The 17,238-nt window shown below is 47.0% G+C and carries 17 protein-coding genes and 1 riboswitch; of the genes, 1 reads left to right on the plus strand and 16 read right to left on the minus strand.

All coding sequences use genetic code 11. The annotated features are described in order from the left end of the window. Positions 1–86: 86 nt before the first annotated feature. The 14 genes from OHJ21_RS10485 to OHJ21_RS10550 form a co-directional block, all read right to left on the minus strand. Positions 87–341, minus strand: coding sequence for a CUE domain-containing protein (locus tag OHJ21_RS10485; RefSeq protein ID WP_326113343.1), 255 nt, complete (start codon positions 339–341; stop codon positions 87–89). A 253-nt stretch (positions 342–594) separates the two neighbouring features. Then, positions 595–1,215, minus strand: coding sequence for a histidine phosphatase family protein (locus OHJ21_RS10490; protein ID WP_394055309.1), 621 nt, complete (start codon positions 1,213–1,215; stop codon positions 595–597). Between the two features lie 146 nt (positions 1,216–1,361). Continuing rightward, positions 1,362–2,015: a M48 family metallopeptidase gene (locus tag OHJ21_RS10495; RefSeq protein ID WP_394055307.1), complete on the minus strand. Its 654-nt coding sequence runs from the start codon at positions 2,013–2,015 to the stop codon at positions 1,362–1,364. Positions 2,016–2,145: 130 nt separating this feature from the next. Next, positions 2,146–3,639 (minus strand): arylsulfatase, encoded by a 1,494-nt coding sequence (locus OHJ21_RS10500; protein WP_486020012.1) that lies wholly within the window; start codon positions 3,637–3,639, stop codon positions 2,146–2,148. A 290-nt stretch (positions 3,640–3,929) separates the two neighbouring features. Further along, positions 3,930–4,319, minus strand: coding sequence for a YkvA family protein (locus OHJ21_RS10505; RefSeq protein WP_486020013.1), 390 nt, complete (start codon positions 4,317–4,319; stop codon positions 3,930–3,932). A gap of 272 nt (positions 4,320–4,591) precedes the next feature. After that, positions 4,592–5,386 (minus strand): DUF2935 domain-containing protein, encoded by a 795-nt coding sequence (locus OHJ21_RS10510; protein WP_100537587.1) that lies wholly within the window; start codon positions 5,384–5,386, stop codon positions 4,592–4,594. Positions 5,387–5,543: 157 nt separating this feature from the next. Beyond that, positions 5,544–6,461: an HPr(Ser) kinase/phosphatase gene (hprK, locus tag OHJ21_RS10515; protein WP_100537588.1), complete on the minus strand. Its 918-nt coding sequence runs from the start codon at positions 6,459–6,461 to the stop codon at positions 5,544–5,546. Between the two features lie 227 nt (positions 6,462–6,688). Then, the gene (locus OHJ21_RS10520; protein ID WP_486020014.1) at positions 6,689–7,135 is read right to left on the minus strand and encodes a nitroreductase family protein; all 447 of its coding nucleotides are present in this window, start codon (positions 7,133–7,135) and stop codon (positions 6,689–6,691) included. Beyond that, positions 7,135–7,716: a nitroreductase family protein gene (locus tag OHJ21_RS10525; protein WP_486020015.1), complete on the minus strand. Its 582-nt coding sequence runs from the start codon at positions 7,714–7,716 to the stop codon at positions 7,135–7,137. The genes OHJ21_RS10520 and OHJ21_RS10525 overlap by 1 nt, the downstream gene beginning before the upstream one ends. Before the next feature lie 74 nt (positions 7,717–7,790). Further along, the gene (locus OHJ21_RS10530) at positions 7,791–8,264 is read right to left on the minus strand and encodes a MarR family transcriptional regulator (protein WP_100537589.1); all 474 of its coding nucleotides are present in this window, start codon (positions 8,262–8,264) and stop codon (positions 7,791–7,793) included. 352 nt (positions 8,265–8,616) lie between these two features. Further along, positions 8,617–9,780 (minus strand): MFS transporter, encoded by a 1,164-nt coding sequence (locus tag OHJ21_RS10535; RefSeq protein WP_486020016.1) that lies wholly within the window; start codon positions 9,778–9,780, stop codon positions 8,617–8,619. 66 nt (positions 9,781–9,846) lie between these two features. Next, a riboswitch (purine riboswitch) is annotated at positions 9,847–9,946 on the minus strand. Between the two features lie 23 nt (positions 9,947–9,969). Further along, the gene (locus tag OHJ21_RS10540) at positions 9,970–10,404 is read right to left on the minus strand and encodes a VOC family protein (protein ID WP_486020017.1); all 435 of its coding nucleotides are present in this window, start codon (positions 10,402–10,404) and stop codon (positions 9,970–9,972) included. A gap of 100 nt (positions 10,405–10,504) precedes the next feature. After that, positions 10,505–11,344: a DUF6597 domain-containing transcriptional factor gene (locus OHJ21_RS10545; RefSeq protein WP_486020019.1), complete on the minus strand. Its 840-nt coding sequence runs from the start codon at positions 11,342–11,344 to the stop codon at positions 10,505–10,507. 167 nt (positions 11,345–11,511) lie between these two features. Then, entirely contained in the window at positions 11,512–12,747 is a 1,236-nt protein-coding gene (locus OHJ21_RS10550) for an aminotransferase class I/II-fold pyridoxal phosphate-dependent enzyme (RefSeq protein ID WP_326113336.1), read from the minus strand. Positions 12,748–12,880: 133 nt separating this feature from the next. On the opposite strand from OHJ21_RS10550, the gene OHJ21_RS10555 reads away from it, so the two are divergent. Beyond that, positions 12,881–14,086 (plus strand): MFS transporter, encoded by a 1,206-nt coding sequence (locus OHJ21_RS10555; protein WP_486020020.1) that lies wholly within the window; start codon positions 12,881–12,883, stop codon positions 14,084–14,086. Between the two features lie 1,783 nt (positions 14,087–15,869). Here OHJ21_RS10555 and OHJ21_RS10560 read toward each other — a convergent pair. Both OHJ21_RS10560 and catA read right to left on the minus strand, forming a co-directional pair. Further along, complete coding sequence (locus tag OHJ21_RS10560) at positions 15,870–16,199, minus strand: four-helix bundle copper-binding protein (protein WP_394055296.1); 330 nt, start codon at positions 16,197–16,199, stop codon at positions 15,870–15,872. Between the two features lie 173 nt (positions 16,200–16,372). After that, a complete protein-coding gene (gene catA, locus OHJ21_RS10565) occupies positions 16,373–17,023 on the minus strand; it encodes a type A chloramphenicol O-acetyltransferase (RefSeq protein WP_394055294.1) in 651 nt (216 codons plus the stop codon). Positions 17,024–17,238 lie beyond the last annotated feature (215 nt).

Here is a 17,238-nt window from a genome sequence, read left to right on the forward strand (position 1 = left end):
CCCGGTTTATTTAAGTGAAGACAAAAGAAAAATGATCTAAACAAAAAAAAGACTGTGCATAGACAGTCTTTTGGGGCTGGTTTAAATCAATTATAAATGGATCCTGAATTTACTGCTGGCATATTCGAGTTATGTTGCATCATCCCTTGAGGGATCGAGTTTCCGTGACAATTGTTGTACATTTGCTCTAAATCGGAATCGCTGAGATTGGGATGCATTTCTTTCATGAAAGGAATCATGTCTTTAAAGGTACTTGGAGCCACCTCCGAAGCATAGACAGCAGTTCCGATGCCAAGTGTCAAAACAGCAGCACCTACTATCGCGATGAACTTGGAGTTCATGATGTTCACCTCCTTTCCAGACCCTCATGCATGTTTGGACAACCCTTGTCCGATATGAATTAAAGAACCTTCATAGCTGGCATGTTCCTACTCATATTTAGGTCAATAATGAACTTCCACTATCATACATAATAAATGTGTTGAAGCTGTGAAGATATCATAAACGTCACTTTCTTTCCTTTCCTCTTATAGTATAGGACCTCTCTCCCTCCTTCATTTTTGTATGCAGATTCGGCATTTCTACCCCTTTAGTTTAATGAAGTAAGTGAGTTATGCTGGCAAAATCGACTAATGTAAAACGCCCATCACAACACCTGATATGCGTTACAGAACATTCTGGGGCCAGATCGCTTTGTGCCAGTATAAAATTCGGGTGTGTACCGTTCAACTCTTCCTCGGTAAATTCGTTTACCATAAAGTCTGTGATTAAACCACCATGTGTCACAATAACCATGCTTTCGTGTGGATGCTGATCTGACAGCTCCAGTAAGCAGGAAGACAACCGCTCACCGGCTCTCCTAGCGGAGTCTCCCACAGGAGGCACATAGTCTCGTTCCTTATTGCAGCGATTCCACATCTCAACAAACTCCTGAAAGGTTTGACCAGGCGAGTCTCCCCAGTTCGCACGTTCCCGTAACCGAATGTCCTCTGATACGGTTATATTAACGGCTTTTGCAACAATTTGAGCGGTCTGCTTTGCTCGATTCAGCGGGCTGCTAATCATTCTATCTATGGACATTTTACTAAAATGAAGGGCCATCATATGAGCCTGCTTTAGCCCTTCGGTTGAAATGGAAACATCTCCAACACGCTTCTCTTTTTCAGCATGTCGAACTAAGTAAAACTCTGTGCTCACCATCATCATTCCTTTCATACGTCCATCAATTTGATAATGTTTAAATTAAATGGGTATCTAATTAGATATTACATTGTCTTGGACGCAATGGATAGACCGCGCTTCGATATGGGGCAAGAAAAAAAGCCGCCAAATTGGCGGCTTAAGCATGCATATGTTTTTATTTATAATGTCATGGCGTGTCCGTACTTCGCGAGGAACGCTTCCTTCGCTTTGTAATCCTTCATCACGCTGCCAACGAGCCGCCAGAAGGAGCGATCATGATTCATGTGAATGAGATGGCAGAGCTCATGTATGACCACATAGTCAATGACCTCAAGGGGCGCCATCGCGAGCCGGTAATTGAAGGTGAGATGCTTCGTCGAGCTGCAGCTGCCCCACTTCGTTTGCGACTCCTCAATGGTGAAGGATTTAGGCGTGACTTTCAGCTGCTTTTGATAGATCTTAATTCGTTCCCCGATTACCTTCTTGCAGCTGGCAAAGTAGAACTTCTTCAGTTCATGTTGGAGCGCTTCTTCCGTACGATTATGCGTCTCGATTAACTCATCAAGCGAATAATATCGGCCAAGATGAAGGAACTTGCCACTTTCTTCGTATGCTCTAACCTTCGGAGCATTTCGAGCTGCCTCAATCGATTGCAGTTGATTCATAATCTTATCCCCATACTGCTTCACGGCGTTCAGCACCACATCATCAGCTGTATGATTCGGTGCCTTCACCGTAACCAGCCCTGAAGGATCGATATGGATCGAGATCTTCTTGCGTGGGCCATATTCTACATGACATTCTATTTGTTGTTGTCCTAGTTCAATTTTCATATTCAACTTCGTTTCTAAAAGGTTTTAACTTCATTGTAACAGAATGGTGCCGAATCCACCTCTATTTGGTGGTATGATTCAACCTGTTGCGTGTTTTATGGGCTCGAATATAGCACAATCAAAAATGCAGCTATATTTTGATATGGGATAATATTGCGGATGGTTTCCGGCCTGTAATCAGCTGTTGCCCATCCGTATAACCTTCCTCACGACCATCAAGCTCCTGTATGAGAACGGAGCGCCAATGTCGGATACGTTCCTGACGTTCTTCATCCGCAATCGCATTGTGCAGCTCTTGCGGGTCATGAACCAGGTCAAAGAATTGCTCCTCGCCGGTTTGGGAGAACCAGATGAACTTCTCCTTCCCATCGGTCACCCAGTGATTGGACTGCATTCCTTGTGCATGCTCGCCATGAAGATGGTGGCGCCAAGACGAAGCGCTATGCCCTTCTTTCTCTTCTGCTGAGGCAAGTCTCCAGATGCTTTCTCCTTCGACTGTATCCGGTATAGGCACGCCGGCCGCCTCCAGCAGCGAAGGCATGATGTCCCGCATCTCCACCACTTGATCCGACACCATTCCCCGCTGCAAGCCTAATCGGTTGCCCGGATCATTGACGATAAACGGCACGTGGGTGCTTCCTTCATACGGAAGAGACTTCCGGAATAAATGATGGTCTCCAAGCAGCTCGCCATGGTCCGATGTAAACAGGATCACGGTGTTCTGTAGCTCGCCATATTCATTCAACGATTGCAAGAAGCGGCCAATTTGGTGATCGATATGCGTGATCAGAGCGTAATAGGCAGCCATCGCTTTACGCAGGCGGCGTTTCGGGACCAGCCCCCGCCCCGTTATAGGGGAGTATCCGGCCAAATCCGGATCTTCCGTCTGCGCCCAATCGCCAATCGGCGGCTCCGGAATATCAGCATCCTCATATAGATCCAGATACGCCTGTGGAGGGTCGAACGGTGGATGGGGCCTGACGAATGACATCCACAGGAAGAATGGCTTCCCGGGATCCCGGCGACGTAGAAAATCAATAGACTGCGTGACTACCCAATTTGTCGGATGCAGCATTTCCGCCAAATGCCAAGGACGGGCGACGGTCGATGCATTGCAATCCAGACCGAGATCGATCATATCCGAGCCGGGCACCCGCTCATGAAGCCATGGCAAGTAATCGTCGACTTGATCGTAATGCTCCTGCATCGGAATGCTGTGGTTATTGCGGTTGTGATGCAGGTAACCGTCGTGAAGCATGACGTTGTGGAACCCCATCAGATTCCGTGCCGGATAGACATGCATTTTACCGATACACTGTGTGTGATAACCGGCATCGGCCAATTCCCCCGGCAGCGTTCTCTTATAATCCCATGGCACGCAGTCCTGATAGCCGACACGGCCATGAGCCCGCTGTGATTGCCCGGTGAATATGGCTGCCCTTGCAGGTACGCAAGTCGGTGTGGCAGAATACGCACGGCTAAACCGTACACCTGTCCTCGCAAGCTCGTCCAGATTGGGCGTCTCGACGACGGGATGACCCGCTATGCTGAGACAATCAAAACGCATCTGATCGACTGTAATGAGCAACACATTCGGCTTTCCTTGGTTTTGACTCAAATTCATCAGTTTCCCCCCTCCAACTACACCCCGCGGTTTCTTGAACATTTGGTCAACTCTACTTTATCGGGGACGGCACCCACTGACTAATAAGTCATGGCAGTTTCCCAAAAACGAGATGTTCTATTGAATGTATTCGTCCGAATTCATTCATTTCCTTTTATTAAATTCCTAATGTCCCTGTTGAAGAAATTGTTGATGGGATCACCCAAGAAAGTGAAAAAAGAGCCGGAATTTTGCGGCTCCTATCGTTCTGTTGCTAGCAAACGCTCCATGATACATTGAAGCTATCGATCCTATTCGTTCAACACATATCGATACGCAAAAAGTGAAACCCATAGCAAAGCTGCTAACCATATAGCAATAATTATACTTCCTGCAAACCAATTTTTGGGTTTACCGCGCTTCATCCGTTCGTCGGCTTGCAGTTCATGCTCTTGGACCACGGCGCTAGGTATCATTTTCAATGTGATCGCAATTCCAAGGGGGACTAATATCACATCGTCCAGATAGCCTAGTACAGGTATAAAATCCGGAATCAAATCAATGGGACTGAAGGCATAAGCTACAACACATATGGCGAATATTTTGGCGTACCAAGGAGTCCGATTATCCTTGTAGGCATAATAATGTAAAAAGACCTTTCTTTTTAACATCCCAGCCCATTTTTTTATCCGATCCTTCATAACCGTTCTCCTACGCTGCATTTTACTTCATATTACCACGCAATCCTGTCCGGCGGCTAACTGCTTTCCACTGGTTAGTCAAGCGGCAATGGCTGCAAACTCCCAGCCCATTATTGGTTATAACAAAAAAGCCGCCAATATGACGACTTCGTAAATACTTTGCTTATTCCGAGACTACCTTGGTCAGTTCCTGATGCACATCCACCTTCTTATTGATCGCTTGCATCGCAAGACATGCTTCCGTTCAGATGTTTGGCATGCGGCACGATTCTTCAACCTGTGACTCTCGGCTTTGTCGGATCGCAGTTCGGGTTCTGTACTTCACCCAAAGCGGCCAACTTGGACAAATAGTAGCACTCTTCTCGATACATATGATCCGGCATCAGCGGATTAATCCGGTCCAGCACCTCCCCGCGGAGTTCAAATTCTTCGAGTTCTGCCAGAAAGTGCATGAACACTCTCATTTCCAGATCAATATCAGCGTGAAATTTGCGCAGGGCAGGAAAATCCTTTAAATGGGTCCTTAAATAACCCGTCATTTCTACTGCTTTTAAATAAAAGCCTTCAAAATCTTTCTGGAACGCCAAACTTTTTGCAATTAACGGCTTTTCAGCAAAATCCAGATCGGCCGCAAGGCTTGCTGCATGACCAAATGCATCCTGCAGCCAAACCATATCATAGTGCAAGGGGTGGAACAGAGGTACGCCCTTACCTTCTTGTAACGCCTGTAAGATCCGAAGGTATTCCTCCAATTCATTGACCATATGGTTGACAAAGGAAGGCGTCAGGAGCAAATCAATTTTGCCTGCAAGCTGTCGTTCCAGCAAATTCAGCTTGAATTCGCGCAGTTCATACGTGGCATTATAGGCATCATTCGTCAGTTTTGCGATGAATGTGGATGCATCGGGTCTTCGCGCCTCCCCAAGCAGCATATCAAATGTAGCCATTAAGGACTCGGCTGTGGCGATATCCCCTTTTTCCTTGGGTGAAAGCGCAGTAAAAATAAAACGACAGTGGTCGCCAAGAATCTGTAGCCAAAACCGGTGCTCATACAAGGGATCACTCATTGATCTTGCCCCTCCCAATAGCGTTATTCTCAGAAAATATATGCTGATGACAACGGAGTAGAACGCGGAAGGGATCATCGGACCATATTTGCAACTCGAGCATCATTCACGACAAAATACGGGATAGAAAGTTTTCAGTTCTTTGCCTAGGGCCTCCTTACGACTGCATTTCGTTTTCGATCCGTTTCATAAAGTCTTCAGCCGCGCTGTATCCAAGTTGTTTAAGATACCAATTGTTGGCCGCCGCCTCGATGAGACTGGCGACGTCCCGTCCCGGCTGAAGCTGAACCTCGATATGCGGAATTTGAATGCCTAAATACTCGGTAAACTGAGGCACCGCCTCCAGCTCGTTGTTCAGGGAATTTTCCCGCCAAGGCGACAGCTCAATATCGAGCACAATTCGCGTCTCGTCCTGAAACGCCGTGCGTCCGTATTGACGAACGACATTGATCAGACCGATGCTTCGCAGCGCCAGAAACTCGCGGGTTGTCTCATTGTGTGTGCCGAGAAGAGTCGAAGGACCCAGCTTTTTAAGCACCACGATATCGTCTGCCACAAACCGGTGGCCTCGTCTGATCAAGGTGTGGGCTGTCTCGCTTTTGCCAATCCCGGATTTACCCCGAAGCAGGATTCCTATGCCCGATACATTCACACATACTGCATGGATCGACATCTCCGGTGCCAGTGTCTTCACCAAATAGCTGTCCAACTTGGCGATAAATTCCGTTGTTGTCTCTGTCGTCCGCAATAACGGTATGCCTTCTTGATTACAGAAAAGGGTCAGATATGGAATCTCCTGCTGTCCTGACGTGACAATAAAGCACGGCGGATGATATTTGACGATATTCCCGATATGTAACTTGCGTTCTTCTATGGTAAGCGTCAATAAATAGTTGATTTCTTTGCGACCAAGCACCTGCACTCGCTCCATAGGAAAAAAATCGAAATACCCGACAAACTCCAGCCCCGGTCGGTGCGTTTGTGGACGGGAAATCATACGATCCATGCGATTGGCTCCTGCAAGTACTTCCAAATGAAAAATTTCCGTAAGACTTTGAACGGTGATCGACTTCATGTTGCTCTCCTCCTGCGATTGCAGTATGTATTCGGAATATATTCAACAAACAACAGGTATTTTCCTGCCTATTTGTTTCCATTTATGAGCCCCCCACCCTTCCAGATAATTAGATCAATGACGACCTTAACTGCCTCCAAACATGAGTTTACATCAAAAAAGCCGCCTATTCGGCGACTCTTGTGAGTATATAATGTGATCAATATCGTAGGCTGCATGGCAACCTTTTACAACAACTCAAAAGTAAGGCTGGGTGTGTTCTCTGCCTTCTCAAACTCCATGGATCGTTCATGATATCCCAATTCCAGCACAGCAACGATCCGCTCGTCATCATGAACACCAAAACGAAGGGTGCAAGCTCTATCATAAATCCAGTCATTCATCGTCATTCGCACATGGAGCATACGATCCTGAGCGAGCAGACGGAAATTCTGCATGAGGCAGCTTGCTGCTGCGTAATCTTCTTCTCTTTTATGAGGATCATGATCTTCCTTAATGACCAATATCAGATAAGCCGGTGCCTGATCCTGCAATTCAGATAGCAAGTCTGTATTGCTTGAGCCGATAAATATAAACCGCCAAGGTTCCCGCATTCCGTCATTAGGAGCCCATACCGCAACATTTAATAGTTCCAGTATATGATTTTCGGAAACGGGTCTATCGATATAGCTCATCAAAAGGACCCTCCTCCACTCGATAAAATCGTCCATTTCTTTTCTGCTTGTGTTCGTGCTCTGGCTCTTGGAGCCTTATCGAAGTATCCCAGATGAAAAATACCAACCAGCCTCTCATTGGGCTGCAGCTTCAACAGCTCGAATAATTCGTTGCTCTGCATCATCGGTTCAGTATCCCACAGCGTACCGAGCCCACGTTGCCAGGCAAGAAGCTGAAAATTTTGCATGATCCCGCAGACCGCCGCATAATTCATATCACTTTTCCTTCTGTCCGCATCCGTAGAGGCAAGGATGATGAGATGGCCAGGTATATCGGTGACCCTCTTCCGAACGAAATCCCGAACCTTTTCCGGCAGCCATTTGACCAGTCTGTTCTTCACGAGCGGTTCCAGCATACTGACAGCCAAACGTTCTTTCGAATCATCCGTCCCCGCATACATGCTTCGGAACGCCACTTCCTCTCTGGACGGATAAAGCTGCCGCGCAGCGTAGAGTAATTCGATCACCAGCTCCTGCTCCACGGGAATGGAGTTAAACTTGCGAATGCTTCTTCGTTCTCTGATCGTCTTCACGAAATTCATGTATTCAACCCCCAGCCATTGCTCGCTTGAATAACCCTTTAAGATCTTCAAGTATCACATCGGCGAACATATTCTTATTGATAAAAGTCAGCCAAATCTCCAAATAATCGCTTCATAAGGTCAAGCTCGGATTCGCTATACCTATCCAAAAACTCGTTCATCCTCTGCTGCTCCTTGATATGGAGCTCAGCATGTATGGCAAAAAGCTTTTTCCCAGCCGTTGTAAGCCGGAAGTACACTTCTTTTTTGTTATCATTGAGCTGGGCCCTGCGAACCCAACCCGCCTTCAATAATTTATTGGTTATCTTGGAGGTGTTCCCTTTGCTCAGGCTCATCGTTTCGGCAATGGAAGTGACATTAATCGGTTCTTGCTCACCAATACATGCGATGGTATGTAGTTCCGTTATGTTTAGGGTGGAGTCTATCTCTATTATTTTCCGGAGTTCTTCGATAAAAGCGCTGCTTAACCGGTTCTCATATTGTTCTTTTTGCTGCAGAAATTGAATGAAATTTTCATGGATAGCGTTTTTTATTTTGCTCGTACTCATGATTATGCAAGCTCCTCGACTCATTGTTTTTTTTCATTATAACCAAAATTAGTTTCGCGAGAAACAATATGAGCATATTAAAGAAATTACACCCCGGAAAGAAATGGTGGTTTCAGTTGTTCAGCCATATCACGCTCCTTCGCATTAGTATATTGTTTCTATAGAAAGAAAAATTAACCGATAAAATAGGAGATAATTCGATGAGTCACTAAAATATTTATTCATATGAAACAATTTCATTTTAAGGTTATTTCGATCCGATGTCAAATTCCGTAAGAATACCGCGCTCTCCTAGCGGAGAAAAAAAGGCAGCTGCGTGATCGCAGCTGCCTTTTGGATAAGCAGTCATGGACTATTTGCTTGTCTTTAATTCAAGCGCAGGTCTCGTTAAGGAATAAACGGCGCAGACTAGCGCCACCATGACAATTCCTCCGCCTACCCAAGACGTACTGGCTACGGTACCTCCCTGCTCTAACACGAGGCCGCCGATAGCGGATCCCAGCGCGATTCCGATTTGCAGCGCCGAATTGTTAAAACTTTGCTGAATATCAGACGAGCTTGGATCCACTTGAATCAAGTAATTCTGCAGCGGAGGAGCCAGACTCCAGCTTAATGCTCCCCACATCATCATCACGACTAAAAATACGCCGATCGAGAATGTAGAGAACGGAAGTAGAAACAGAACCAACATGAATGACGTAATGATGATGACGATGCTTTTATTCGACCCCAGTCGGTCGGCGAGCGCGCCTCCAAACGCTCCGCCGCCGACTGCGGATAGTCCGAACAGGAAGTAGCAAATGCTGATCCAGTATGGACTCAGCCCAAGCTCGGATTCAAGAAACGGCGTGAAGTATGCATAAATCGTGTAGTGCCCTGCAAGCATGAACAAGGTGGCGAGATGCGCTCCGGCGATTTTCGATTTGCCCAGCGCCTTGATCTGGACGGATAACGGCGTGACATTTTCAGGCTTGATTCGATCCAGGAACATATAGATCAAGATCATGGAGCCAATTGACAGAATGCCGATACCGAGGAATAATACCCTCCATCCAAAAGCTTCACTGATCAAAATGCCGAGCGGCACGCCAAGCACCAATGACGAGCTGATCCCCATATAAATAACGCCTAATGCTTTCGCCCGATGCGCAGGCTCAACCACCTTGGCGGTAATGGTCAACGATAACACGATAATCAGCGCTGTACTCATGGCGGTTAATATTCTGGCAGCCATTAACAACATAAAACTTGGACTTAGATATGCAAGTAAGTTACCAATGAAGAAAACGAATAAGGAAATCATATAGAGTCGTTTCCGCTCCACTCTTGCCGTCAGTGCAAGGAGAACCGGTCCAGCTACCGCATAGACCAGGGCGAACACAGTAATCAGCTGACCAGCCGTACCGAGTGAAATATGCAAGTCGTCCGCGATGAGCGGGAGTATTCCGCCAACAATAAGTTCAACCAGCCCGACGGATATCGTCGATATCGCTAGAATTAATACTTTCAGATTCATCTGGAATGGAATCCCCTTTCTTCGATGTCATATTTGCCTATAAACAACAAAAAATCCTGATTACAAAAAATGAGAAACATTTTCTGTAATCAGGATTTTACGGTTCCTGGTAGAGACCCTCAGACCATATTAATGAGGTTATACATTCAAATATTTTATTCAGTTGCACAACAATCGTTGATTAATTTATCACATTCGTTTCGAAAGATCAAGCTCCCAGGCAGGATTCCAGCAAATCTCCCACAAGTGACCATCCGGATCGAGAAAGTGGCCGGAGTATCCTCCCCAGAATGTGTCTTGTGCCGGAACGGTAACCGTTGCACCCGCCCTTCTGGCTTGCTCCATCACCTCATCCACTTCCTCCTTGCTGCCGACGTTGTGACCGATGGTAAACTCCGAGGAACTCGGAGGGGACAGAGGAACATTTGCCTCAACTGACAGATCTTTGCGATTCCAGATCGCCAGTTTCACGCCTGCTTGCAAGTCAAAGAATGCTACAGCCCCGTGCTCAAATTCCGTCCCCATGATCCCTTCGGTCGGGAGGCCGAGTCCATCACGGTAAAACTTCAATGACCGCTCCAGGTCATCGACGCCGATTGTAAGTACGGATATACGCGCTCTCATTATGGTAATACCTCCTATGCATCATCTTTGTTACCCGTTACTATTTTCGTCGATTACGCTATTAAAAGATTGTAAAAAACGGACAACTTGCGCTTAGACATCAAGAATTCCATGATCGATCACTTAAAGCCTGTTTTGGTGACATGCCATATAAACGCCTAAAGCTGTTAATAAAATGAGGCTGATCATAGTATCCGTATTGGGCAGCGATGTCGGGAAACCGCGTTAGCCTGGCCTGATGCAATTCCTGCAGCAAATATTGAAAACGAATGATCTCTGCCATGACCTTCGGACTGACGCCCAATTCCTTCTGAAATATCCTTCTTATGTTTCTCTCGCTATAATTAAGCTTTTCGGCCAAAGCACGAACCGTTATTCTTCCTTTGGCGGCGTACAGATACTGCATGCCGTGCTCCAGCAGCGGCTCGGGACGGACGTTATTCTGTCCTAAGACGCCCATTAAAAACCTTTCAACCAAATCCATTCGGTGTGCGGAATCCAGAGCCGTGACCATTTCCTCGTTGAGCTGATTCACATTCAGCCCCCAGGCTTCCTCCAAGAATACAGGACCCTCCCGGAAATCGGAAGCGGGATAATGTATGAAGGGGCGGACGGATTCCGCGAAAAAGCGGATGCCGAACAGTGACTGATCCTGTGTGAGCCTCATGGCTTCGTAAGATGACATCAGACCGGTAATGAAGCCGGAGGTTGAAGCTGCCGGTGCCTTCAGATTAAATATGATATCCACGCAACCGTCAGGAAGGATACGATGAAGCGGCTGCTGAAGTGACGAAGCTTGATAATCCAAGGTCCAATAACAGGCCACATAAAGAGTTAATGGAGGGCTTGGCAAATGTTCGTGATAGGTGTAAGAAGAGTCCGGAGGTGGATTCTCTATCGTTGGTGCTTGTATAGGGACATAGTTCCGCAATGTGCTCACCCTTTATTAGCGTTGGATATGCAAATGATTCAAATAACTCCATTTAATTATAGCATCTGATTCATACTGCCCGCCGGCTTTGACATCCATATATCCGAATTCCTCCGTTCCTCAGTAGACATTCAGTATCACTTTGCCCAAGCTGTTCATGTTACGATCTTTAACCGTTAATTTCTTGCCATTATAAACTTCCCTATTCGCTGCGCTGCTTCGCGGAGTGCCTCCTCTTCCTGGACTAACGCGATGCGCACATAACCCTCTCCCTCGGATCCGAAAGCATCTCCAGGAATAACTGCTACGCCGGTTTCAAGCAGTAATTCGCGGGCGAAACGGCGCGAGCTCCATTGAACATCACGAAAAGCTTCAGGGAGCCGGGCCCATAGGAACATCGTGGCCAGCGGCTTAGGAACAACCCATCCCGCTTCGGCAAGCGCTGCCACGAGGACATCACGCCGGCGTTCATATAGTGAAGCGACACCCTGTTCCTCATCGCCAGATGCCATGGCTTGACGGAGTGCATGGACAGCCGCAATCTGTACGGGCTTGAATACGCCGAAATCGATGTTGCTTTTGTACTCCCGCAGCGCGCCCACTGCTTCTTCGTGACCGGCAAGAAAGCCGATGCGACAGCCTGCCATGTTAAAGCTCTTGGAGAAGGAGTGAAATTCCACCGCGATGTCGATGGCGCCTGGAACCTGCAGAATACTCATGGGACGGTAGCCGTCAAACCCCATCTCGGAATATGCAAGGTCATGGACGATAAGCACGTCCCATTGTTTCGCCAAGCCGACCAATTTTTCAAAAAAAGCATCATCTGCCCGGACCGCAATCGGATTTCCCGGAAAATTCAGCAGAATGAAGGTCGCCTTCGCCCAAATCTCCTCCGGAATGCTGTCCAGATCCGGTACAAATCCAAACTCTTCCTTCAGCGGAAGATACCAAGGCGTCACGCCTGCAATCGCAAGCGCTCCGGCATAGATCGGGTACCCCGGATTCGGCACAATGGCCACATCCCCCGGATTACATATGGCCTGAGCCAGATGCGATAATCCGTCCTGGGATCCCATCAAAGCCAGTATTTCGGTATCCGGGTTAACATTTACACCAAAACGGTGCTCCATCCAAGCCGCTGACTGTTCTCGAAACTCCGCGATTCCTCTAGTACCTGGGTATGTATAGTTATCTTCTTTCAACGCTTCTTGGCTAAGCACCTCACGGATATCCGCAGAAGGACCACGGTCAGGACTGCCGATGCTCAAGTCGATTATATGTCTTCCCGCTTGAAGAGCCTCTTGTTTCCACTCGCTGACCTCGGCAAATATGGAAGAACCGATCTGCGATAGCTTGTCCGCACGCCATGTGCGTTTTGAAGTTTGATTCGGCAAGATATCCACCCACTCCACTTTTTTTCCCTACATTATAGCATGAAGCTGGGGGAGCATCTCTTTGAAATCCTCATTTCAGGCTTGACTTGAAAAGCCTTTCATAACGTAAGATCGAAGCATACAAAAAGAGAAATCAGGAGAAGAGACAACCATGACCAGAACACGAGAGACCATCTTTATTATCGCCTTTACTTTTGCCGCCTTTGTATTGGGTACTACCGAATACGTCATTGTTGGATTATTAAAAGACATTAGCGCAAGTCTCAGCATATCGCTTGCTGGAGCCGGTGTCCTCGTATCCAGCTTCGCCATTGCTTATGCCCTCGGAACGCCGTTTGCGGTGACGCTGCTCGGACGCATTCCGCGGCATGTTACCATTCTGACAGCGTATATTGCGGTGTTAGTGTTTAATTATTTGACCATCTTTGCCACCACGTACCCCGTCATGTTATTCATTCGCATCATCACCGCGATTTTGTGCGGTTTAACCTTATCGCTGGCCATTGCCGCTACAAGCGAGCATATGAGCGCTTCCCGCAGGGCTGGTGCGGTTGCCTGGATCATCGGAGGTTTCTCGATTGCCAATGTCCTGGGCGTTCCGGTCGGAACGCAGATCGGCCAGATGGCAGGCTGGCAAACGGCTTTCATTGTTACTTCATTGGTCGGGATCCTCCCGCTAGTCTTGATGATGGCAGTCATGCCCAAGAGCAATACCATTAGCGTAAGCTCCATGAAACAGCAATTAGCCTTGTTCAAGAACAAGCGGATTCGTCTTGCCTTCTTCATTCCGGTCCTTGGCGTAGGCTCCGTATTTATCGTATACACGTACATAACGCCGCTCTTAGAGAATGTGATGGGGATTCCGCAGCAATGGATCAGCACCGTCCTGCTGGCCTACGGCGCTTTCACAATTCTTAGCAATTGGCTCGGGGCCAAGGTAGCGCAAGGCAATTCCAGGGTAAAATTGAAAGTCATATTCACCATCCAAGCGATGATTATGATGGCTCTTGCCCTTACCCTATCACTCCCATGGATGGCCTTAGTGTCGTTAATGCTGGTCGCCTGCTTCTCCTTTGCGCTCAGTACCGCCGTTCAGTTATACCTGATTGACCTGGCGGATGAATCTTCACCCGGCTCCAAGGACTTCGCTTCCACGCTCATGCCGGTTGCATCCAATCTGGGTATCGCCGTTGGTTCCCTACTGGGCAGCCTAGTCGTGGATAACGTCGGACTCGAACACCTGCCTTGGGCTGCAGTTTTGTTCGCTATCGGAGCATTTGCCGTTACGTCCCGCTGCCATCAGCTGGATCAAGAGCATTTGGATATAACGCCGTTGACATCGGCTAAAGCTTCATAGAACGCTATTCTTCAATCCTTCTCATTTTCCGGTGAGAGGGATTTTTGGTACCGGCGGGAAATCGGCCGCTCCCGTAAGAACAGATACTTTATCAGAAAAATAACAGATACCTTATCGTAAGAATGACACAGTAATAAGAACAGCTACCTTATGCCCCGGCATCGTTAATGTCTATCGAGTTGCGATATTGAGGACACTGGTTCCGCTATGTCCTTGTTTTCATCCTTTTTGCAGCAATAAGCGGACAAGAGATCCGCTATCGCGGGATTTTCAGCGGAATAATCCGTGACTATGTGGCAATAACGGATCCTCTGTCCGTGTGAACTTCATAATAGGCCGATTCCAGTAAAATAACGGATCCTCTGTCCGCAAGAATTCGATAATCGGCCGATTCCCACAACATAGCGGATCCTGTGCTCTTGATCTCCATAACGGACGAATTTTAGCATATTAACGGGGCCATATATCGGAGCCTCTTCTGCCCACATGTGCCAAAAGAAGGCCGATTCGGCATATTTCTGTTATTCCGTTCAGCAATGATTAGTCGTCTACAGAATCCCTCATTTTAATACCGCCACCCAGCTTAGTTAAAGTCCTGCGAGTTGCGATATTTGAGGACACTGGTTCCGCTATGTCCTTGTTTTCACCCATTTCGCAGCAATAAGCGGACAAGAGATCCGCTATCGCGGGATTTTCAGCGGAATAATCCGTGATTATGGTGCAATAGCGGATCCTCTGTCCGTGTGAACTTCATAGTAGGCCGATTCCAGTAAAATAACGGATCCTCTGTCCACAAGAATTCGATAATTGGCCGATTCCCACAACATAGCGGATCCTCTGGTGCTCTTGATCTCCATAACGGACGAATTTTAGCATATTAACGGGGCCATATATCGGAGCTCCTTCTGCCCACATGTGCCAAAAAGAGGCCGATTCGGCGTATTTCTGTTATTCCGTTCAGCAATGATTAGTCGTCTACAGAATCCCTCACTATGATACCGCCACCCAGCTTAGTTAAAGTCCTACGAGTTGCGATATTTGAGGATACTGGTTCCGCTATTTCCTTGTTTTCACCCATTTCGCAGCAATAAGCGGACAAGAGATCCGCTATCGTGGGATTTTCAGCGGGGTTATGGTGCAATAGCGGATCCTCTGTCCGTGTGAACTTCATAATAGGCCGATTCCAGTAAAATAACGGATCCTCTGTCCGCAAGAATTCGATTATTGGCCGATTCCCACAACATAGCGGATCCTCTGTGCTCTTGATCTCCATAACGGACGAATTTTAGCATATTAACGGGGTCATATATCGGAGCCTCTTCTGCCCACATGTGCCAAAAAAAGGCCGATTCGGCGTATTTCTGTTATTCTGTTCAGCAGCGATTAGTCGTCTACAGAATCCCTCATTTTAATACCGCCACCCAGGTTAGTTATAGTCCTACGAGTTCCGATATTTGAGGACACTGGTTCCGCTATTTCCTTGTTTTCACCCTTTTTGCAGCAATAAGCGGACAAGAGATCCGCTATCGCGGGATTTTCAGCGGAATAATCCGTGATTATGTGGCAATAACGGATCCTCTGTCCGTGCGAACTTCATAATACGCCGATTTCCGCAATTAACGGATCCTCTGTCCTCATGATCTCCTTAACGGGCGATTTTCAGCATATTAACGGGGCCATATATCGGAGCCTCTTCTGCCCACATGTGCCCAAAAAAAAAAAGGCCGTCTCCCTCATATAGCGGTTCTTCCCGCATCGTCCACCTGTTCGATGGATGCCGTGCTTAAGCAGCCATCTCCCGGCATGCTTTTGCACATCGAAAGCATGCCTCAGCACATTCCTGACAGTGCTTCATATCATGCTTCTTGCACTCGTTACCGCATGCTTCACAGACATCGACGCAGATGCTGCATATCTCGCTGGCATACATACTGTTCGTGGACATCGCTTGGGCCGCAAATCCGCAAATATCCGCACACTGCCGATCCAAGCGAATGCATTCTTTCATCATCGCCACATCATGTTCATCCAAACATGCGGTGTAACAATGGTTGCAGGCTACCATACAGCGTAAGCATTCCTCGATACATTGTTGAAATTGTTCATGGGACATCATACATTCTCCTTTCGGTCTTAGCGATCCTAGGATTACCTTTTTTCAAGGTTGTATGTAATTAACCAAAACTTGTGAAGATTATGTGAGGATATTTTATGATTTCGATACCAGTGGCGAACAGAAAAGACGACTGCATTGCAGTCGTCTTTCTTTGTCGTTTTTTTCATGAATTATGTTAACCAATCTTCACATGAATCCGCCAAATTTTGCAAATCTTGAAAGAACATGCTGGCATGGTAACCATCACACACAGCATGGTGCACCTGCAATGAAACCGGGAGTAGTATACGGCCACCCTGCTCGATATATTTTCCGCCGGTTATGATGGGAAGAAGATAGTCTGTTTCATTGACAATGTTTAGATTAAATCCGCTAAAACTTGCCCAGGGTATCATGGATATGGGAAACGTGTTCAGCGGTGGGTTCTCTTTAACGAAAATCCCTTTTGCATCCCGATATCGCTCCATGTCCTGCACGTAATGATCGTGGAATCGATAAAAATCATTTGAACATGCTGTCCATAAGCAGGAGAAGGTATGGTCATCGTTATGGAAAAAGGTATAACTCGGCGTCATCCGATCCCAGTAACCCAACTCCCCTTCGGGACTATAGGACGTTTTGAATTCGACCCGGTTATTGACAACGCTGGTAACCATATAAATAAAAGCTGGATAAAGCTTGAATCCATAGGCTTTTAGCGAATACAGCAAGCGAGTAATGTCGATATCCACGGTAATGCTAAAGGTACATTTATTCGATCGATAATGCTCGTAATAAGGCTTTCTCGTCCACTGTTCAACATCTATAATATGAAATTTCATCGTTTATGCCCTCCTAAAATAAAATCGTTCTATTTCAGGAGGGAATATCCACTGATCTAATCACACGCCATCACTCCAAGTTTCCGTATTAGCAGATTTCTGTTAGATCTTCTGATGTATCCGATTCTGCCCCACTTCCCTATTATAAATGATACACCCATTGAAAAATAGGTGTCTGTCTATGCGCCCACTGGGTACTTGTGCACTCAACTCAT

This window comes from Virgibacillus sp. LDC1 (assembly GCF_025792345.1).
GTDB lineage: Bacteria > Bacillota > Bacilli > Paenibacillales > Paenibacillaceae > Paenibacillus_AQ > Paenibacillus_AQ lautus.